Here is a 14,038-nt window from a genome sequence, read left to right as displayed (position 1 = left end):
CCTCAATTCCTCAATTCCTCAATTCCTCAATTCCTCAATTCCTCAATTCCTCAATTCCTCTTCCCCGGCTCAGGCCTCGACCACTCTCAGCTTGCTGTCGAAGACGCCAAGCACGCGGCCGAGCTCCTGGCCGCGTTTGAGGATGCGGCCGCCGGCGGCGATGACGGCGAAGGCGCCTTGCTTGCGGGCCAGTTTCGGATCCTTGACGATCTGGAACAGCGGCACTTCACTGGCGCGGCGGAAGACGGAAAACACCGCCCTGTCGGTCAAATGATCGATGGCGTAGTCGCGCCATTCATTGGCGGCGACCATGCGTCCGTAGAGCCTGAGGATCTGGTCCAGTTCACGCCGGTCGAAGCGCACCGGCTGGTCGAGGCGTGCGCTGCGCGCCTCGTGCAGCGGGATTAATATTGCGGATGCGTCACCATCCCCCGTCCCGCCGCTGTCGTCAGTCATGCCTCGATCCTTCAAAATGAATCTTTGCCAACCAAAATTGGCCCCTTCGCGCTGCAATTGCAAGAGCCGGCGAAGCGGTCGCGGCAGCGCGCCTTTTCGGTCACGTCCAGTCACGTTTGCAAACCGCATGTTGGAATTGGTGATGCTTCGCCACATTTCTGCCTCTTTTTATCCGCGCTCATGCCCCAATGTCCGACGAATTTACCGGCGTTGCCTGAGACGGTTCGGTCCGGCACCGGCTCGTAAACCCCAAGCCCCCCGCCCACGGGTCTGCGTCGGATCGAACCAACCTCGGTTTTTCCTTGGAAAAATCGGGTGCGACGATCCCAAAACTTCAATGACCGGCGTCAGAAGCAAGCTGACGTCGGTTTTTTCATGCCTGAAGGTCCGGATCGATCGTGATGTTATCGGCGCCGTCGATCCATGCCGCGACATTGCCCGAAGAACGCGCCGGTTCAGAATAAGCGGTCGCACGAGTTGGCGTCGGTCAGGTCCGAGTCGAGAGCGCCCGATCCTGGACCGCTTTTACATATGGCAAATGTCACGGCATGGATCCTCGGGTCTCCGCGACGGAGCTTCGCTCCTGCTCCGCCCGTGGATGACGAAGGCAAGGCCGTTTTCGGCGATTCCGTTACGGCTTGTGGATGAAGGCAGCGCCGAGAATGGGTCCTGGCATGCCGTCCTTGCCGACCGACTGCAAAAGCACGGCGCAGCCGCCCTTCTTGGTGATCTCGCTCATCGGCAATTCATAGCGCTGCGCCTTGCCGTGCCACATGCCGGCGGTCTGGATGCTGGTGACGGCGTTCCAATAGGTCATCTTGCGGCCGGAGTTCTCGCCCTGGGCGATCTTGACCGTCTGCGGCGGCTCGAAATAAACGATGACGACATGGGCGTCGCTCGGACCGGCGCCGGCATCGCCGGCATCGATGATCACGCGGTCGCTGGTGCGGCTGACCTTGACGGGCACACGCATGCCTTCGCCGGATTTCGCCATGCGGGCCAGCGCGCCGTCGACCTCGCCGCGATTGGCACCGTTGACATGCGCGCGGCCATTGAGGACCGCTTGCGGCGTATAGACGGAGCGACTGCCGAAGGCGCGCATGTAATCATATTGCCGCTCGGTGTTTTCCTTGCGGCTGAGCGTGTCCTTCCAGCCGAGATAGTCCCAATAGTCGACGTGATAGGAGAGCGCGACAATGTCTTCCCTGGTCGCAAGTTCGGCGAAGAAGGCATCGGCCGGCGGGCAGGAGTTGCAGCCCTGGCTGGTGAAAAGTTCGACCACGCCGAGCGGCCTGTCGGGCGAGGGTTTTTCGGCCTGGATCCCTTCGGCGTCGCCGGCATGGCCGGCACCGGCAAACGCCGAGAAGGCCAGCGCGAAGGCTGCCAGCCAAAGTGATCTTCGCCAGGCCATGATCATTCCAATTCCCGCCGGTGGCGCCGGCTTTGTTCTGATTGTCTGAAATATGTGGCAGAAGCGGAAGTCAACGGGAAGTCACGTTGCGGTGAAATTTTTGCCGTTGCAGCCGCAGCTAAGGCCGCAATAGGAGGGACCCTGCATTTCACGACGCGGTTCGATCGAGGGCTGGCATCATCATGTGGCAAACTCTCCTGATCCCTGCCGATCTCTATTGCGAGCGGACCGGGCCTGGACTTTGGGCCGAGCCCGCCAATGCTTTGACCAACCTTGCCTTCATTGCCGCGGGATTATGGGGTGCGCGGGAAGTACGCCGATGCGAGGCCGGCACTTTCGCCGCGGTACTGGCCTGGTGGGTGGTGGCGATTGGCATCGGCTCGACGATCTTCCATACCTTTGCCACCAGGGGCACGATCTGGGCCGATATCCTGCCGATTGCCGGCTTCACCCTCGCCTATACGCTGTTCAATCTGCGCCGCTTCCTCGGCATGGAATGGGGCAAGGCGATGGTGGTCTTGGTCGTCTTCCATGCGGTGGCCGGCGCGACAGGTTTCGCCGTGCCGGACTGGCTGCGCCTGGCATCGAACGGCACGACGAGCTACCTGCCGCCGTTCCTGGCGCTGGCCTTCTTCGGCATCTGGGTGACGGCACACGGCAACCGGGCCGGCTGGTACAATCTGGCGGGGTCGGCGATCTTCGTGGTGTCCGCCTTCTGCCGGATGATCGACCCGATGGTCTGCGCCAGCTTTCCGCTCGGCACGCATTTCCTGTGGCACATCCTCAACGGGCTGATGCTGGGGGTGCTGCTGGCGGCGGTGGCGCGGTTTGGGGGCGCCGAAAGGCAGTAGGCAGTAGGCAGTAGGGGCCTTATTCCCTACTGCCTAAGCCCCATTTCCTTGCTGCCTTATGCAGCCAGATCGCGCAGCACGTACTGCAAGATGCCGCCGTTCTTGAAGTAGTCGAGCTCGTCCAGCGTATCGATGCGGCAGACGATCGGCACGTTCTTCACCGTGCCGTCGCCATAGGTGATCTTGGCGGTCATCGTCTGGCGCGGCTTGATAGTGCTCAGGCCATCGATCTCGACCAGTTCGTCGCCCTTGAGGTTGAGCGAGGCCCAGGACGTGCCTTCCTCGAAGACGAAGGGGATGACCCCCATGCCGACCAGGTTCGAGCGATGGATGCGCTCGAAGGACTGGGCGATGACGGCGCGGACGCCGAGCAGGTTGGTGCCCTTGGCCGCCCAGTCGCGCGACGAGCCGTTGCCGTATTCAACGCCGGCGAAGATGACCAGCGGCACGCCTTCCTTCTTGTACTCCATCGCCGCGTCGTAGATCGATTCCTCTTCCTTCGACGGGTAGTGGATGGTGTAGCCGCCCTCGCGGCCGTTCTCGCCCAGCATGTGGTTGCGGATTCGGATGTTGGCGAAGGTGCCGCGCATCATCACCTCATGATTGCCGCGCCGCGTGCCGTACTGGTTGAAATCGGCGACGCCGACGCCATGGTCGGTGAGATACTTGCCGGCCGGGGAGGCGGCCTTGATCGAACCCGCCGGCGAGATATGGTCTGTGGTGATCTTGTCGCCGAACAGGCCGAGCACGCGAGCGCCCTTGATGTCGCCGATCTTGCCGAAACCGGATGTCATGCCGGCGAAATAGGGCGGGTTCTGCACATAGGTCGAGTTGTCGTCCCAGGCATAGGTCTGGCCTTCCGGCGCCTGCACCTTCTGCCAGTGCTCGTCGCCCTTGAAGACGTCGGCATATTTGCGGGCGAACAGCTCGCGGGTGACGTTCTTCTCGATGAACTCCTGGATCTCGGCCGAGCTCGGCCAGATGTCCTTGAGGTAGACCGGATTGCCGTTCTTGTCCTCGCCGAGCGGTTCGGTGGTGAGGTCCTTGGTGACGGTGCCGGCCAGCGCATGCGCCACGACCAGAGGCGGCGACGCCAGATAGTTGGCCTGCACGTCGGGCGAGACGCGGCCTTCGAAGTTGCGGTTGCCGGACAAGACCGCGGCAGCAATCAGACCTTTGTCGTTGATGGTCTTGGAGATCGGCCCAGGCAGCGGGCCGGAATTGCCGATGCAGGTGGTGCAGCCGAAGCCGACCAGGTTGAAGCCGATCTGGTCGAGCTCCTTCTGCAGGCCTGACTTCTCCAGATATTCGGCGACGACCTGGCTGCCGGGGGCGAGCGAGGTCTTCACCCACGGTTTCTGCTTGAGACCGAGGCGGTTGGCGTTGCGGGCCAGAAGGCCGGCGCCGATCAGCACGCTCGGGTTCGAGGTGTTGGTGCACGACGTGATGGCGGCGATGACGACGTCGCCATGGCCGAGATCATGGTCGGTGCCTTCGACGGCGTAGCGCTTGGAAATCTCCGCCGCCTTCTTGTATTCGGTCTCCATCGCCTTGGCGAAGCCGGCCGGGATGCCTTCCAGCGGGACACGGCCTTCGGGGCGCTTGGGGCCGGCCATGGACGGCACGACGTCGCCGAGGTCGAGCTCGAGCAGGTCGGTGAAGACCGGGTCGGCGGAGCCCGCTTCGCGCCACATGCCTTGCGCTCTGGAATAGGCCTCGACCAGCGCGATGCGGCTTTCCTCGCGGCCGGACATGGTCAAATAGCGGATGGTTTCGCTATCGACCGGGAAGAAGCCGCAGGTGGCGCCATATTCGGGCGCCATGTTGCCGATGGTGGCACGGTCGGCGAGTGTCATGTTGGAGAGGCCCGGGCCGAAGAACTCGACGAACTTGCCAACGACGCCCTTCTTGCGCAGCATCTGGGTGACGGTCAGCACCAGGTCGGTGGCGGTGACCCCTTCTTTCAGCTTGCCGGTGAGGCGGAATCCGATCACTTCGGGCAAGAGCATGGAGACCGGCTGGCCGAGCATGGCCGCCTCGGCCTCGATGCCGCCGACGCCCCAGCCGAGAACGCCAAGGCCGTTGATCATGGTGGTGTGCGAATCGGTGCCGACGCAGGTGTCGGGATAGGCTGTCGTTTCACCGTCCTCGGTGTTGGTCCACACGACCTGGCCGAGATATTCGAGGTTGACCTGGTGGCAGATGCCGGTGCCGGGCGGCACGACGCGGAAGTTGCGGAACGCCTGCTGGCCCCATTTCAGGAACTTGTAGCGTTCCTCGTTGCGCTCATATTCGAGCTCGACATTACGGGCAAAGGCCAGCGGCGTGCCGAACTCGTCGACGATGACGGAGTGGTCGATGACGAGGTCGACCGGGACCAGCGGGTTGATCTTCTGGGGGTCGCCGCTGAGTGAGGCCATGGCGTCGCGCATGGCGGCAAGGTCGACCACGGCCGGAACGCCGGTGAAATCCTGCATCAAGACGCGGGCCGGGCGGTAGGCGATCTCGACGCCGGCGGTGCCCTTGTCGGTCAGCCAGCCGGCCACCGCCTGGATCGAGTCCTTGGTGACGGAGCGGCCGTCCTCGTTGCGCAAGAGGTTCTCCAGCAGCACCTTCATCGAATAGGGCAGCTGGGCGATGCCGGTGAGGCCGTTCTTCTCGGCCTCGACGAGGTCGAAATAGACATATTCCGCATCGCCCGCTTTCAGCGTGCGGCGGCAATTGAAACTATCGAGGGATTTTGACACGTGCGATCCGTCCTTGTCTGTTCAGCCTGAAAGGGAACGGACGCCGATGGCATGCAGTCACGCGCAAAGGTGCGGGTACGGCCATTTCCGCTGTCCGTTCCCAAGCAACCCGAGCCGTTCAAGGCGGCGCGTGCGCTGGTTCGGCGCTAATTCTGTTCCCGCGCCGACCGCTGGCACGGATGCACCGCATATAGAGAATTTTCTGGAATAGTTCTAGACAGTCAAAAAGCAAATTTGTGCGATGCGGCAGCGACCGCGGAACATTGTTTTCGGGGCAGGCGAGGGATGCGGCTTATCGCCGAAAATCTGGGCGGCGAACGCGGCGGCGAGGCGGTTTTTTCCGGCATCGGCTTTGCGCTCGATCAGGGTCAGGCGCTGGTCGTCACCGGGCCGAACGGATCGGGCAAATCGACCTTGCTCCGGATCATCGCCGGGCTGCTGCCGAAGGCCGAAGGCCGGCTGCTGCTCGAGAACGGCGGCGATGACTTTCCGTCGATCGCTTCGGCCTGCCATTATCTCGGACACCAGAACGCGATGAAGACGGCGCTCAGCGTCGTCGAAAACCTGCGCTTCTGGCGCGATTTCAATGGAAGTGGCGATTCGGGCGTCGAAGAGGCGCTGGAGACGGTCGGGCTCGGCGGCATCGGCCATCTGCCGTTCGGCTATCTCTCGACCGGGCAGCGGCGACGCGCGGCGATCGCCAAGCTTTTGGTCAGCCACCGGCCGCTGTGGCTGCTCGACGAGCCGACGGCGGGACTGGACAAGGCGTCGGAGGCGCGGTTCGCGGGGCTGATGATGAAGCATTGCATGGCTGGTGGGATGATCGTCGCGGCGACGCATTTGCCGCTGGGGATCGAGGGAGCGAAGGAATTGAGGATGGGGGAAGCCGGTTGATGGCGGTGCGAGGCGCCCCCCTCTGTCCTGCCGGACATCTCCCCCACGAGGGGGGAGATTGGATGGCGCCCAGGCTTTCGCCAATCCCCTCCGTCGCAAAGACAAGCGAGGCGCCGAAGCTGCCAATCTCCCCCCAAGTGGGGGAGATGGCCGGCAGGCCAGAGGGGGGCGTGACAGAACGCCAACCTCAACAAAGGACCACATCGTAATGTGGTCCCTTTTCGCCCGCGACATCCGCCTCAACATCCGCGCCGGCGGCGGGGCGTTGACCGGCGTCATCTTCTTCCTTGCCGTCATCGCCACCATCCCGTTCGGCGTCGGGCCGGACCTGAAGCTGCTTTCCCGCATCGGCCCGGCGATCCTGTGGATCGGCGCGCTGCTCGCCTGCCTGCTCGGGCTCGACCGGCTGTTTCAGGCCGACCGCGAGGACGGCTCGCTCGATCTGCTGGTGCTCGGCAACGACCGGAACATGCTGGCGCTGACGGTGCTGGTGAAATGCCTGGCGCATTGGGCGGGCAGCGTTCTGCCGCTGGTCGTCGCCGCCCCCTTGCTCGGCCTGTTCATGAACATGGAGCCGCTCGGCATCGGCGCGACGGCGCTGACGCTGCTGGTCGGCACGCCGGCCATCACCTTCATTGGCGCCGCTGGTGCCGCCGTGGCGGTGGCGCTGCCGCGCGGCGGGCTTCTGATCTCGGTGCTGGTGCTGCCGCTGACCATTCCGGTGCTGATCTTCGGCGTTTCGGCGAGCTATGGCGCGACGGCCGATCCCGATCCTTTCCTGCAGCCCTTCCTCATTCTTGCCGCGCTGACGCTGTTTCTTGGTGTGCTGGGGCCGGCCTCGGCAGCGCTGGCGCTGCGCCACGGAACCGATTGAGCGAGGGTCGGCATGGTTTGCGCGACATCAAGGGCGGCGGCGCGGCGGCCACGTATGTTTGAAACCACGGCGCGTTGCGCAGCCATGGGCATGTCGCTAAGGGAAAGCATGATCGAACGAGGCAGACGGCTGGAAAGAGGCGCGCTGATGGAGCGGCAGGCATGAGTGCGCACGCCCTCTATGTCACGGCCGCCTATGGCATCACGGCGGTTGCTCTGGCCGGGCTGATCGGCTGGATCCTGCTTGATCAAAAGGGGCGCAAGCGCGATCTTGCCGAGCTGGAAGCAGCCGGCGTGCGGCGGCGTTCCGACAAGGCGGAGGCGGAGAAGTCGTGAGCGGCGAGACCGAAACACCGACGCGCGGCCGCCGCCTGTTCGTCCTGTTGCCGCTGCTGGTCTTCCTCGGCCTTGCGGGCCTGTTCCTGTGGCAGCTGTTGTCGGGACGCGATGTCTCGGAAGTGCCCTCGGCACTGATCGGGCTGCCGGCGCCGCAGACCAATCTGCCGGCGCTGGCGGGGTCAAACCTGCCGGGCCTCGATTCCAGGGCGTTTGCCGGCAAGGTCACGCTGGTCAACGTGTTCGCGTCATGGTGCGCACCGTGCCGCGAAGAGCACCCTGTGCTTCTGGCGCTGGCGGAGGACAAGCGGTTCACCATGGCGGCGCTGAACTACAAGGACCGGCCGGAAAATGCCCGCCGGTTCCTCGGCGATCTCGGCAATCCGTTCCAAGCCATCGGCGTCGACGAAGCCGGCCGCACGGCGATCGACTGGGGCGTCTACGGCGTGCCGGAAACCTTCGTCATCGGCAAGGACGGCAGAATTGCCTACAAGCATGTCGGCCCGCTGACGGCGGAAGCGGCGCGGGATTTGTTGCTGCCGCAGATCGACAAGGCATTGGCCGCACCGAACTGACGGCGTTCTCTCGCTTCGTCATTCTAGAGCGAAGCGACGCGGCGCAGACCCTGGAATCCATGCCGGGACGTTGGTCAAGGATTCGGATCAGAATAGCCGCGTATAGCGGTAGACAGATATTCCGCACCGCTGCGGCGCTCGAAGATCACGGCATGAATCCTTGGCTCTTTGCTCCGCTTCGCGTCGCTACGCCCCAGCATGACGAACGTGATAGGTCGACCGAATACTCAGCCGTAGATCTGCTTGTGGATCTGGTAGAGCATTTCCGAGCGGTCGGCGCGCATGTCGGCCAGATCGCGGCTGGAGAAGCTGTCGATTTCGGCGACGAGGCGGTTGTAGTGCTTGCGCTTGGCGATGTTGTTGCGAGCGCGGGTCATGAGATCGTTGAAGATCATAGCAAGGGTCCTTCTGTGCCGCATTCTGGCGGCGGTTTCTTCCTCCCTTGGTCAATACGGAGCATGACATAGGATTGGTGCGTTGCAAAAAGAAGATGTTGCAATGCACCATTGCACGCAGCGCATAGCCGGTTAATCGTGTCCTAAGGCGTCCTGGTTGGATGATCGGGGCTGGAACCGCCTGGGCGGCGGGTTGCTCTCCGTTTTGTCATACAAATTGCGAAGGCCGCGTCTTGCCAGATCGATCGCGGGCTGGCTTGATCCGGCATCACGTGATGCCGGGAGGAAATGCATGGCGGCCGCAGACTATTACGAAATTCTCGATCCGCGCTTCGCGCGGCTGTTTAACGGCAACGCGCAGGTGGAGAAGCTGTTCACCGGATGCCGCTGGGCGGAAGGACCGGCCTGGTTCGCCGCCGGGCGCTACGTCGTCTGGTCCGACATCCCGAACAACCGCATGCTGCGCTATGACGAGACCGACGGCAGCGTCAGCGTCTTCCGCCAGCCTTCGGGCAATTCCAACGGCAACACCGTCGACCGGCAGGGCCGGCTGGTCACCTGCGAGCATTCGGGCCGCCGCGTCAGCCGCACGGAGTATGACGGCTCGGTCACCACCATTGCCGCCAAATGGAAGGGCAAGCGGTTGAACTCGCCCAACGACGTGGTGGTGAAGTCCGACGGCTCGATCTGGTTCACCGACCCAAGCTACGGCATCGACACCGACTATGAAGGCGACAAGGCCGAGAGCGAGATCGGCGCCTGCTACGTCTATCGGGTCGACCCCGACAGCGGCGAGATCGAGGCCGTCATCACCGACATGGTGCGGCCCAACGGGCTCGCCTTCTCGCTGGACGAAAGCCTGCTCTATGTCGTCGACACCGGCCGCACGCATGGCGCTGAGAATCCGGCGCATATGCGGGTGTTCAACGTCGGCAAGCACGGCAAGAAGGTTTCCGGGGGCAAGGTCTTCGCCGACTGCACCGCCGGCCTGTTCGACGGCTTCCGGCTCGACGCCGACGGACGCATCTGGACCAGTGCCGCCGACGGCATCCATTGCTACGATCCCGACGGCACGCTGATCGGCAAGGTCAAGGTGCCGGAGGTGACCGCCAATTGCGTGTTCGGCGGCGCCAAGCTGAACTGCCTCTACATCGTCGGCACCACCTCGCTCTATTCGGTGCGGCTGATGGTGAACGGAGCCAAGACCTACTGAAACAGATCGCGGCGCGAGCGCCGGCTCGGGAACGCAACCATCCTGGGGGAGAAAAAATGCCATTCGTCAACATCCGCATCGTCAAGGAAGTGATCGCCGCCGACCCGGCAGGCAAGAAGGCTGACATCGCCAAGAAAGTCACGGCGGCCATCATGGAAGCCACCGGGCTTGGCAATGACGATGTCTGGGTGGTTTTCGAAGAGGTCAACGCCCGCGACTGGTATGTCGGCAAGACCGATGTGGAGACGTTGCGGAAGGGCTAGGTCTTGCCTTCTCCCCTTGTGGGAGAAGGTGGCCTCGCGAAGCGAGGTCGGATGAGGGTGTTGGAAGGATCGCGACTTTGTAAAAGTAAGCGCTTAGAATCCTTCGATCTTTTCAAGCCTCACTCCGCTGGAACACCCCTCATCCGTCTCGGCGCTGCGCGCCGATCCACCTTCTCGCACAGGGGGAGAAGGGAAAGACAGTGCCGCTCAACGCGAGGCGATGAAATCCGCGAAAGCAGATAGCGCATTGCACATTGCCAGCACGTTCACCGGCTCCGCCAGGATGCCGTCCACCTCCGGCGGCTTCTTCCCCAGCAGGGCAATTTCCAGCCCATCCTCATAAAGCGCGAAGGACATCGTCCGCATGATCTCGGCCAAAGCGGCACGGGCGAACAGCGAGCGCGGCGAGGCGTGCACTGGCATGGCGGGCTTGGCGACGGCGGCGTCGCGCGAGACCAGCCAGTCGAGCGCGTTCTTCAGCCCGCCCGGCACGCCATGGGCATATTCGGGACAGGAGACGATGACGCCATCGGCGCCGGTGACGGCGTCGATCAGCTTGGCCGCTTCGCGCGGCGTGCGCTCGCCCTCGTCATCGGGATTGAAGATCGGCAGACGGCCGAGCCCGTCATAGATTGTGACCTGGCAGCCTGCGGGCGCATTGCGCGCCAGTGCCGCGACCAGGGCCGAATTGGTGGAGGCGGCACGCAGGCTGCCGGAGATGGCGAGGAGGTTCAGCACAGGGTGGGGACCGGTTCGGCGCGAATCGCGTCGGGAAAACTACCACATCGTCTGCTTGTATTCCTCGTCGAGCAAGCGGTCGGTCGCCTCGGCCGAATCGGCAACCACCAGCTGGTCGCGCAGGATCTGGCCGAGCGTCGGCAGCGTGGCGCGGTCGTACCAGGTGTCGGGCTTCCACAGATCGGAGCGCATGAAGGCCTTGGCGCAATGCATGTAGGCCGCCTTGACCGTGACCACGATGACGCTTTGCGGCTCCTTGTCATCGACGGCGAGGCGCTCGCGCAAACCGGCATCGACGGTGATGCGGGCATCGCCATTGACGCGCAGCGTCTCGTTCATGCCGGGGATCAGGAAGAGCAGGCCGACTGAGGGATTGCGCAAGATGTTCTCCAGCGTGTCCAGCCGGTTGTTGCCGGGTCGGTCGGGGATGGCGATGGTCCTGTCGTCGAGAATGGCGGCGAAGCCGGGCTTGTCGCCCTTCGGCGTCACGTCGGCATTGCCTTGGCCGTCGGACGATCCGATCAGCACGAAGGGGCTTTTGCCGATGAAGGAGCGGCAGTGGCCGTCGAGTGCCTTCAGCTCCTTGCGGATCGAGCCGTCGGTCGGGCGCGGCGTCTTGTAGATCGTCCGCAGTTCTTCACGCGTGGTGACGAATTCCATGGCTCTCCCCCTGTTTGCAGGGCGCTACTTGCCGGCCTTTTCTTCCCCGCCTTCTTTATCGTCCAGCGAATGGCGCAGGATCAGCGGCATCTGGCTGAAGGTGAACAGAAGCGTGATCGGCATGATGCCCCAGACCTTGAAGGTAACCCAGGCATCGGTGGAAAAATTGCGCCACACCACTTCATTGACGATGGCCAGGAACAGGAAGAACAGGCCCCAGCGGAAGGTGAGCTTGCGCCAGCCTTCGGCATCGAGCCTGAAGGCCGAATCGAAGACATAGCCAAGCAGCGACCTGCCGAAGTAGAGGCCGCCGAGCAGCACGCCGCCGAACAGCGTGTTGACGATGGTCGGCTTCATCTTGATGAAGATGTCGTCCTGCAGATAGAGCGTCAGCGCGCCGAAGATGAAGACCACGACGCCCGAGACCATGGGCATGATCGGCAAGGTGCGCGTCAGCAGCCATGAGGCGATCAGCGCGATGGCCGTGGCGGCCATGAACAGGCCGGTGGCGACGAAGATCGGGCCGCCGAATTCGGCCAAAACAGGGAATTTCTGCACCAGCCACTCGCCGCGCGCATTGGCGAAGAAGAAGACCAGCAGCGGTCCTAGCTCCAGCGCCAGCTTGAGCACGGGATTGACGCCTTCCTTCTTCTCTTTCTGCGGGTCGGACGGATCGCGTTCGAGAATGGGTGGGTTCATGATCTTCCTTCTTACGCACGATCCCGTTGAAACGGGATCATGCCGTTACGCCACTCCAGCGATCGCCCTGGCGAATTCGCTTGCGGAGAAAGGTTCGAGGTCGTCGACCTGTTCGCCGACGCCGATGAAATAGACCGGCAGTTTGTGCTTTGCCGCGATCGCCACCAGAATACCGCCGCGCGCCGTGCCGTCCAGCTTGGTCATCACCAGGCCGTTGACGCCGGCGATGTTGCGGAAGATCTCGACCTGGTTGAGCGCGTTCTGGCCGGTGGTGGCGTCGACCGTCTGCAGCACGGTGTGCGGCGCTTCCGGATCGAGCTTGCCCAGCACGCGCACGATCTTTTCCAGCTCCGCCATCAGTTCGGTCTTGTTCTGCAGCCGGCCGGCGGTGTCGATGATCAGCACGTCGGAGCCGGCGTCCTTGGCCTTCTCGAAGGCATCGTAGGCAAGGCCGGCCGCATCTGCCCCGAGCTTGGAGGCGATGACGGGCGATTTCGTCCGCTCACCCCAGATCTTCAATTGCTCGATCGCGGCGGCGCGGAACGTGTCGCCGGCGGCGAGCATCACCGACAGGCCGCCATCGGTCAGTTTCGCCGCCAGTTTGCCGATGGTGGTGGTCTTGCCGGTGCCGTTGACGCCGACCACCAGGATGACATGCGGCTTGTGCGAGAGGTCGAGTTCCAGCGGCCGGGCGACAGGGGTCAGCACCTTCTCCACCTCGGCCGCCATGACGGTGCGGACATCGGTATCGGAGACGTCCTTGCCGTAGCGGCTGGCGGCCAGCGCGTCGGTGATACGAAGCGCCGTTTCCATGCCGAGGTCGGCGCGGATCAGCACATCTTCCAGGTCCTGCAGCGTGTCCTCGTCCAGCTTGCGCTTCGTGAAGACGCCGGCGATGTTGCCGGTGAGTTCGCGCGAGGAACGGGCAAGTCCGTCCCGCATGCGCTGGAACCAGGAGCGCCGCGGTGCCGGCTCCGGCGCCTTGACCGGCTCGGCCTTCTGCTCGACCTTTTTGGTGACGGTCACCTTGCCGGGAGCGGGTTTAGATTCCGGCTTCGGCTGTGGGACGGGCTGCGGCTCGGGCGTGATCTCGGCAATGACGGGCTGCGTCTCGACGGGCGTGCGCCTTACCTCCCCCTCGATGGGGGAGGTCCCGGGCGCGGCTCGGGGGTGACTGGCGCTGGCGTTGGCGCCATCACCCCGCCCCGCCACTTCGTGGCGACCCTCCCCATCGAGGGGAGGGTGGGGCGCTGGCGTAGCTTCGGCAGCCGGTGGCGGCACTTCAACGGGAGCGGGTGTCTCGGCCGGGATCTCGGCAGGCGGGACCGGCACTTCGATCGGTGCCGGTTCGGGCTGCCTTTCCGGGCGCGGCGGCACAATCTCCGGCTCGGCAGGTGCCGGAGCAGGGACTTCCTGCGGCTGCGGTTCGGGGACGGGCTCCGGAGCGGCGGGGGGAAGCGGAATCTCCTCGGGAGCCGGCGGCTCTGGGGGCTCCGGCGCGGGTGCCGGTTCCTCTTGCGGCGCGGGCTGCGGCAGGGGTTCCGGCTCGGCGGGAACCGTCGGCTCCGGCGTGGGCGGGATCGTAGGAGCGGTCTCGGGTGCCGGTTCTTCAGGTGCGGGCTGAGGTGCCGGCTCTACCTGCCACTCGATGGGGGTCCCAGGCGGAGCTTGGGGGTGACTGGCGTCGGCATCACCCCTCCCCGCCACTTCGTGGCGACCCTCCCCATCGAGGGGAGAGTGGGGAGCCGGCTCCAGCTCCTCGCGCTTCAGAAATTCCGGAACGACCTGTTCGGCCGCCGGCTTCAGCGCATCGAGCTGGTCCCATTTGATCGGGGGCAGCGGGGCGGTCTCGTCAACGCGCTCCTCGACAACCTCTTTCTTGCCGAACGAAAATATCTTCTTGAAAAAACCAGCCATGCTTTGCGTT

15 protein-coding genes are annotated in these 14,038 nt (G+C 64.0%); 7 read left to right on the top strand and 8 right to left on the bottom strand.

What is annotated here, in order from left to right:
• Nucleotides 1-69 precede the first annotated feature (69 nt).
• Together CK227_RS25970 and CK227_RS25965 are read right to left on the bottom strand one after the other, a co-directional pair.
• Complete coding sequence (locus CK227_RS25970; RefSeq protein WP_027055166.1) at nt 70-456, bottom strand: DUF2794 domain-containing protein; 387 nt, start codon at nt 454-456, stop codon at nt 70-72.
• A gap of 631 nt (nt 457-1,087) precedes the next feature.
• Entirely contained in the window at nt 1,088-1,873 is a 786-nt protein-coding gene (locus CK227_RS25965) for a thioredoxin family protein (protein ID WP_095774823.1), read from the bottom strand.
• A gap of 176 nt (nt 1,874-2,049) precedes the next feature.
• Here CK227_RS25965 and CK227_RS25960 point away from each other — a divergent pair, with 176 nt between their 5' ends.
• Nucleotides 2,050-2,718: a ceramidase domain-containing protein gene (locus tag CK227_RS25960; RefSeq protein WP_095774822.1), complete on the top strand. Its 669-nt coding sequence runs from the start codon at nt 2,050-2,052 to the stop codon at nt 2,716-2,718.
• Nucleotides 2,719-2,774: 56 nt separating this feature from the next.
• On the opposite strand, the gene acnA is transcribed toward CK227_RS25960, so the two are convergent.
• Nucleotides 2,775-5,465 (bottom strand): aconitate hydratase AcnA, encoded by a 2,691-nt coding sequence (gene acnA, locus CK227_RS25955; RefSeq protein ID WP_095774821.1) that lies wholly within the window; start codon nt 5,463-5,465, stop codon nt 2,775-2,777.
• 285 nt (nt 5,466-5,750) lie between these two features.
• On the opposite strand from acnA, the gene ccmA reads away from it, so the two are divergent.
• The 4 genes from ccmA to CK227_RS25930 all read left to right on the top strand — a co-directional run bounded on the left by ccmA (nt 5,751) and on the right by CK227_RS25930 (nt 8,143).
• On the top strand, nt 5,751-6,359 hold the full coding sequence (ccmA, locus tag CK227_RS25950) for a heme ABC exporter ATP-binding protein CcmA (protein WP_095774820.1): 609 nt from the start codon (nt 5,751-5,753) through the stop codon (nt 6,357-6,359).
• A gap of 208 nt (nt 6,360-6,567) precedes the next feature.
• A complete protein-coding gene (gene ccmB, locus CK227_RS25940; protein ID WP_095774818.1) occupies nt 6,568-7,233 on the top strand; it encodes a heme exporter protein CcmB in 666 nt (221 codons plus the stop codon).
• A gap of 161 nt (nt 7,234-7,394) precedes the next feature.
• Entirely contained in the window at nt 7,395-7,568 is a 174-nt protein-coding gene (gene ccmD, locus CK227_RS25935) for a heme exporter protein CcmD (protein WP_095774817.1), read from the top strand.
• The gene (locus CK227_RS25930) at nt 7,565-8,143 is read left to right on the top strand and encodes a DsbE family thiol:disulfide interchange protein (RefSeq protein ID WP_095774816.1); all 579 of its coding nucleotides are present in this window, start codon (nt 7,565-7,567) and stop codon (nt 8,141-8,143) included. Before ccmD ends, CK227_RS25930 begins: the two co-directional genes overlap by 4 nt.
• 227 nt (nt 8,144-8,370) lie before the next feature.
• Here CK227_RS25930 and CK227_RS25925 read toward each other — a convergent pair whose 3' ends face one another.
• Nucleotides 8,371-8,538 carry a hypothetical protein gene (locus CK227_RS25925; protein ID WP_019862058.1) on the bottom strand — a complete coding sequence of 56 codons (168 nt, stop codon included), beginning with the start codon at nt 8,536-8,538 and terminating at the stop codon, nt 8,371-8,373.
• Nucleotides 8,539-8,830: 292 nt separating this feature from the next.
• Here CK227_RS25925 and CK227_RS25920 point away from each other — a divergent pair, with 292 nt between their 5' ends.
• Both CK227_RS25920 and CK227_RS25915 read left to right on the top strand, forming a co-directional pair.
• Nucleotides 8,831-9,751 (top strand): SMP-30/gluconolactonase/LRE family protein, encoded by a 921-nt coding sequence (locus tag CK227_RS25920; RefSeq protein WP_095774815.1) that lies wholly within the window; start codon nt 8,831-8,833, stop codon nt 9,749-9,751.
• A gap of 56 nt (nt 9,752-9,807) precedes the next feature.
• Entirely contained in the window at nt 9,808-10,014 is a 207-nt protein-coding gene (locus tag CK227_RS25915) for a 4-oxalocrotonate tautomerase family protein (protein WP_010912352.1), read from the top strand.
• 207 nt (nt 10,015-10,221) lie between these two features.
• Here the strand turns inward: CK227_RS25915 and CK227_RS25910 are convergent, their stop codons facing one another.
• Genes CK227_RS25910 through ftsY form a run of 4 tightly spaced genes read right to left on the bottom strand, consistent with a single transcriptional unit; the run spans nt 10,222 to nt 14,028 of the window.
• Complete coding sequence (locus CK227_RS25910; RefSeq protein WP_095774814.1) at nt 10,222-10,752, bottom strand: NADPH-dependent FMN reductase; 531 nt, start codon at nt 10,750-10,752, stop codon at nt 10,222-10,224.
• Nucleotides 10,753-10,791: 39 nt separating this feature from the next.
• Nucleotides 10,792-11,412, bottom strand: coding sequence for a pyridoxamine 5'-phosphate oxidase family protein (locus CK227_RS25905; RefSeq protein ID WP_095774813.1), 621 nt, complete (start codon nt 11,410-11,412; stop codon nt 10,792-10,794).
• Nucleotides 11,413-11,436: 24 nt separating this feature from the next.
• Nucleotides 11,437-12,111: a septation protein A gene (locus CK227_RS25900; RefSeq protein ID WP_095774812.1), complete on the bottom strand. Its 675-nt coding sequence runs from the start codon at nt 12,109-12,111 to the stop codon at nt 11,437-11,439.
• A 45-nt stretch (nt 12,112-12,156) separates the two neighbouring features.
• Complete coding sequence (gene ftsY / locus CK227_RS25895) at nt 12,157-14,028, bottom strand: signal recognition particle-docking protein FtsY (protein WP_095774811.1); 1,872 nt, start codon at nt 14,026-14,028, stop codon at nt 12,157-12,159.
• Nucleotides 14,029-14,038: the final 10 nt, after the last annotated feature.

Source organism: Mesorhizobium sp. WSM4308, from assembly GCF_002294905.1.
GTDB lineage: Bacteria > Pseudomonadota > Alphaproteobacteria > Rhizobiales > Rhizobiaceae > Mesorhizobium.
Note: the sequence above shows the minus strand (reverse complement) of the source record. Positions and strands in the feature narration are given on the sequence as shown.

What these genes read in the sequence shown, in the direction of transcription:
- CK227_RS25970 (WP_027055166.1), bottom strand. Translation starts at nt 456, where the DNA reads ATGACTGACGACAGCGGCGGGACGGGGGATGGTGACGCATCCGCAATA.
- CK227_RS25965 (WP_095774823.1), bottom strand. Translation starts at nt 1,873, where the DNA reads ATGATCATGGCCTGGCGAAGATCACTTTGGCTGGCAGCCTTCGCGCTG.
- CK227_RS25960 (WP_095774822.1), top strand. Translation starts at nt 2,050, where the DNA reads ATGTGGCAAACTCTCCTGATCCCTGCCGATCTCTATTGCGAGCGGACC.
- ccmA (WP_095774820.1), top strand. Translation starts at nt 5,751, where the DNA reads ATGCGGCTTATCGCCGAAAATCTGGGCGGCGAACGCGGCGGCGAGGCG.
- ccmB (WP_095774818.1), top strand. Translation starts at nt 6,568, where the DNA reads ATGTGGTCCCTTTTCGCCCGCGACATCCGCCTCAACATCCGCGCCGGC.
- ccmD (WP_095774817.1), top strand. Translation starts at nt 7,395, where the DNA reads ATGAGTGCGCACGCCCTCTATGTCACGGCCGCCTATGGCATCACGGCG.
- CK227_RS25925 (WP_019862058.1), bottom strand. Translation starts at nt 8,538, where the DNA reads ATGATCTTCAACGATCTCATGACCCGCGCTCGCAACAACATCGCCAAG.
- CK227_RS25920 (WP_095774815.1), top strand. Translation starts at nt 8,831, where the DNA reads ATGGCGGCCGCAGACTATTACGAAATTCTCGATCCGCGCTTCGCGCGG.
- CK227_RS25915 (WP_010912352.1), top strand. Translation starts at nt 9,808, where the DNA reads ATGCCATTCGTCAACATCCGCATCGTCAAGGAAGTGATCGCCGCCGAC.
- CK227_RS25905 (WP_095774813.1), bottom strand. Translation starts at nt 11,412, where the DNA reads ATGGAATTCGTCACCACGCGTGAAGAACTGCGGACGATCTACAAGACG.
- CK227_RS25900 (WP_095774812.1), bottom strand. Translation starts at nt 12,111, where the DNA reads ATGAACCCACCCATTCTCGAACGCGATCCGTCCGACCCGCAGAAAGAG.
- ftsY (WP_095774811.1), bottom strand. Translation starts at nt 14,028, where the DNA reads ATGGCTGGTTTTTTCAAGAAGATATTTTCGTTCGGCAAGAAAGAGGTT.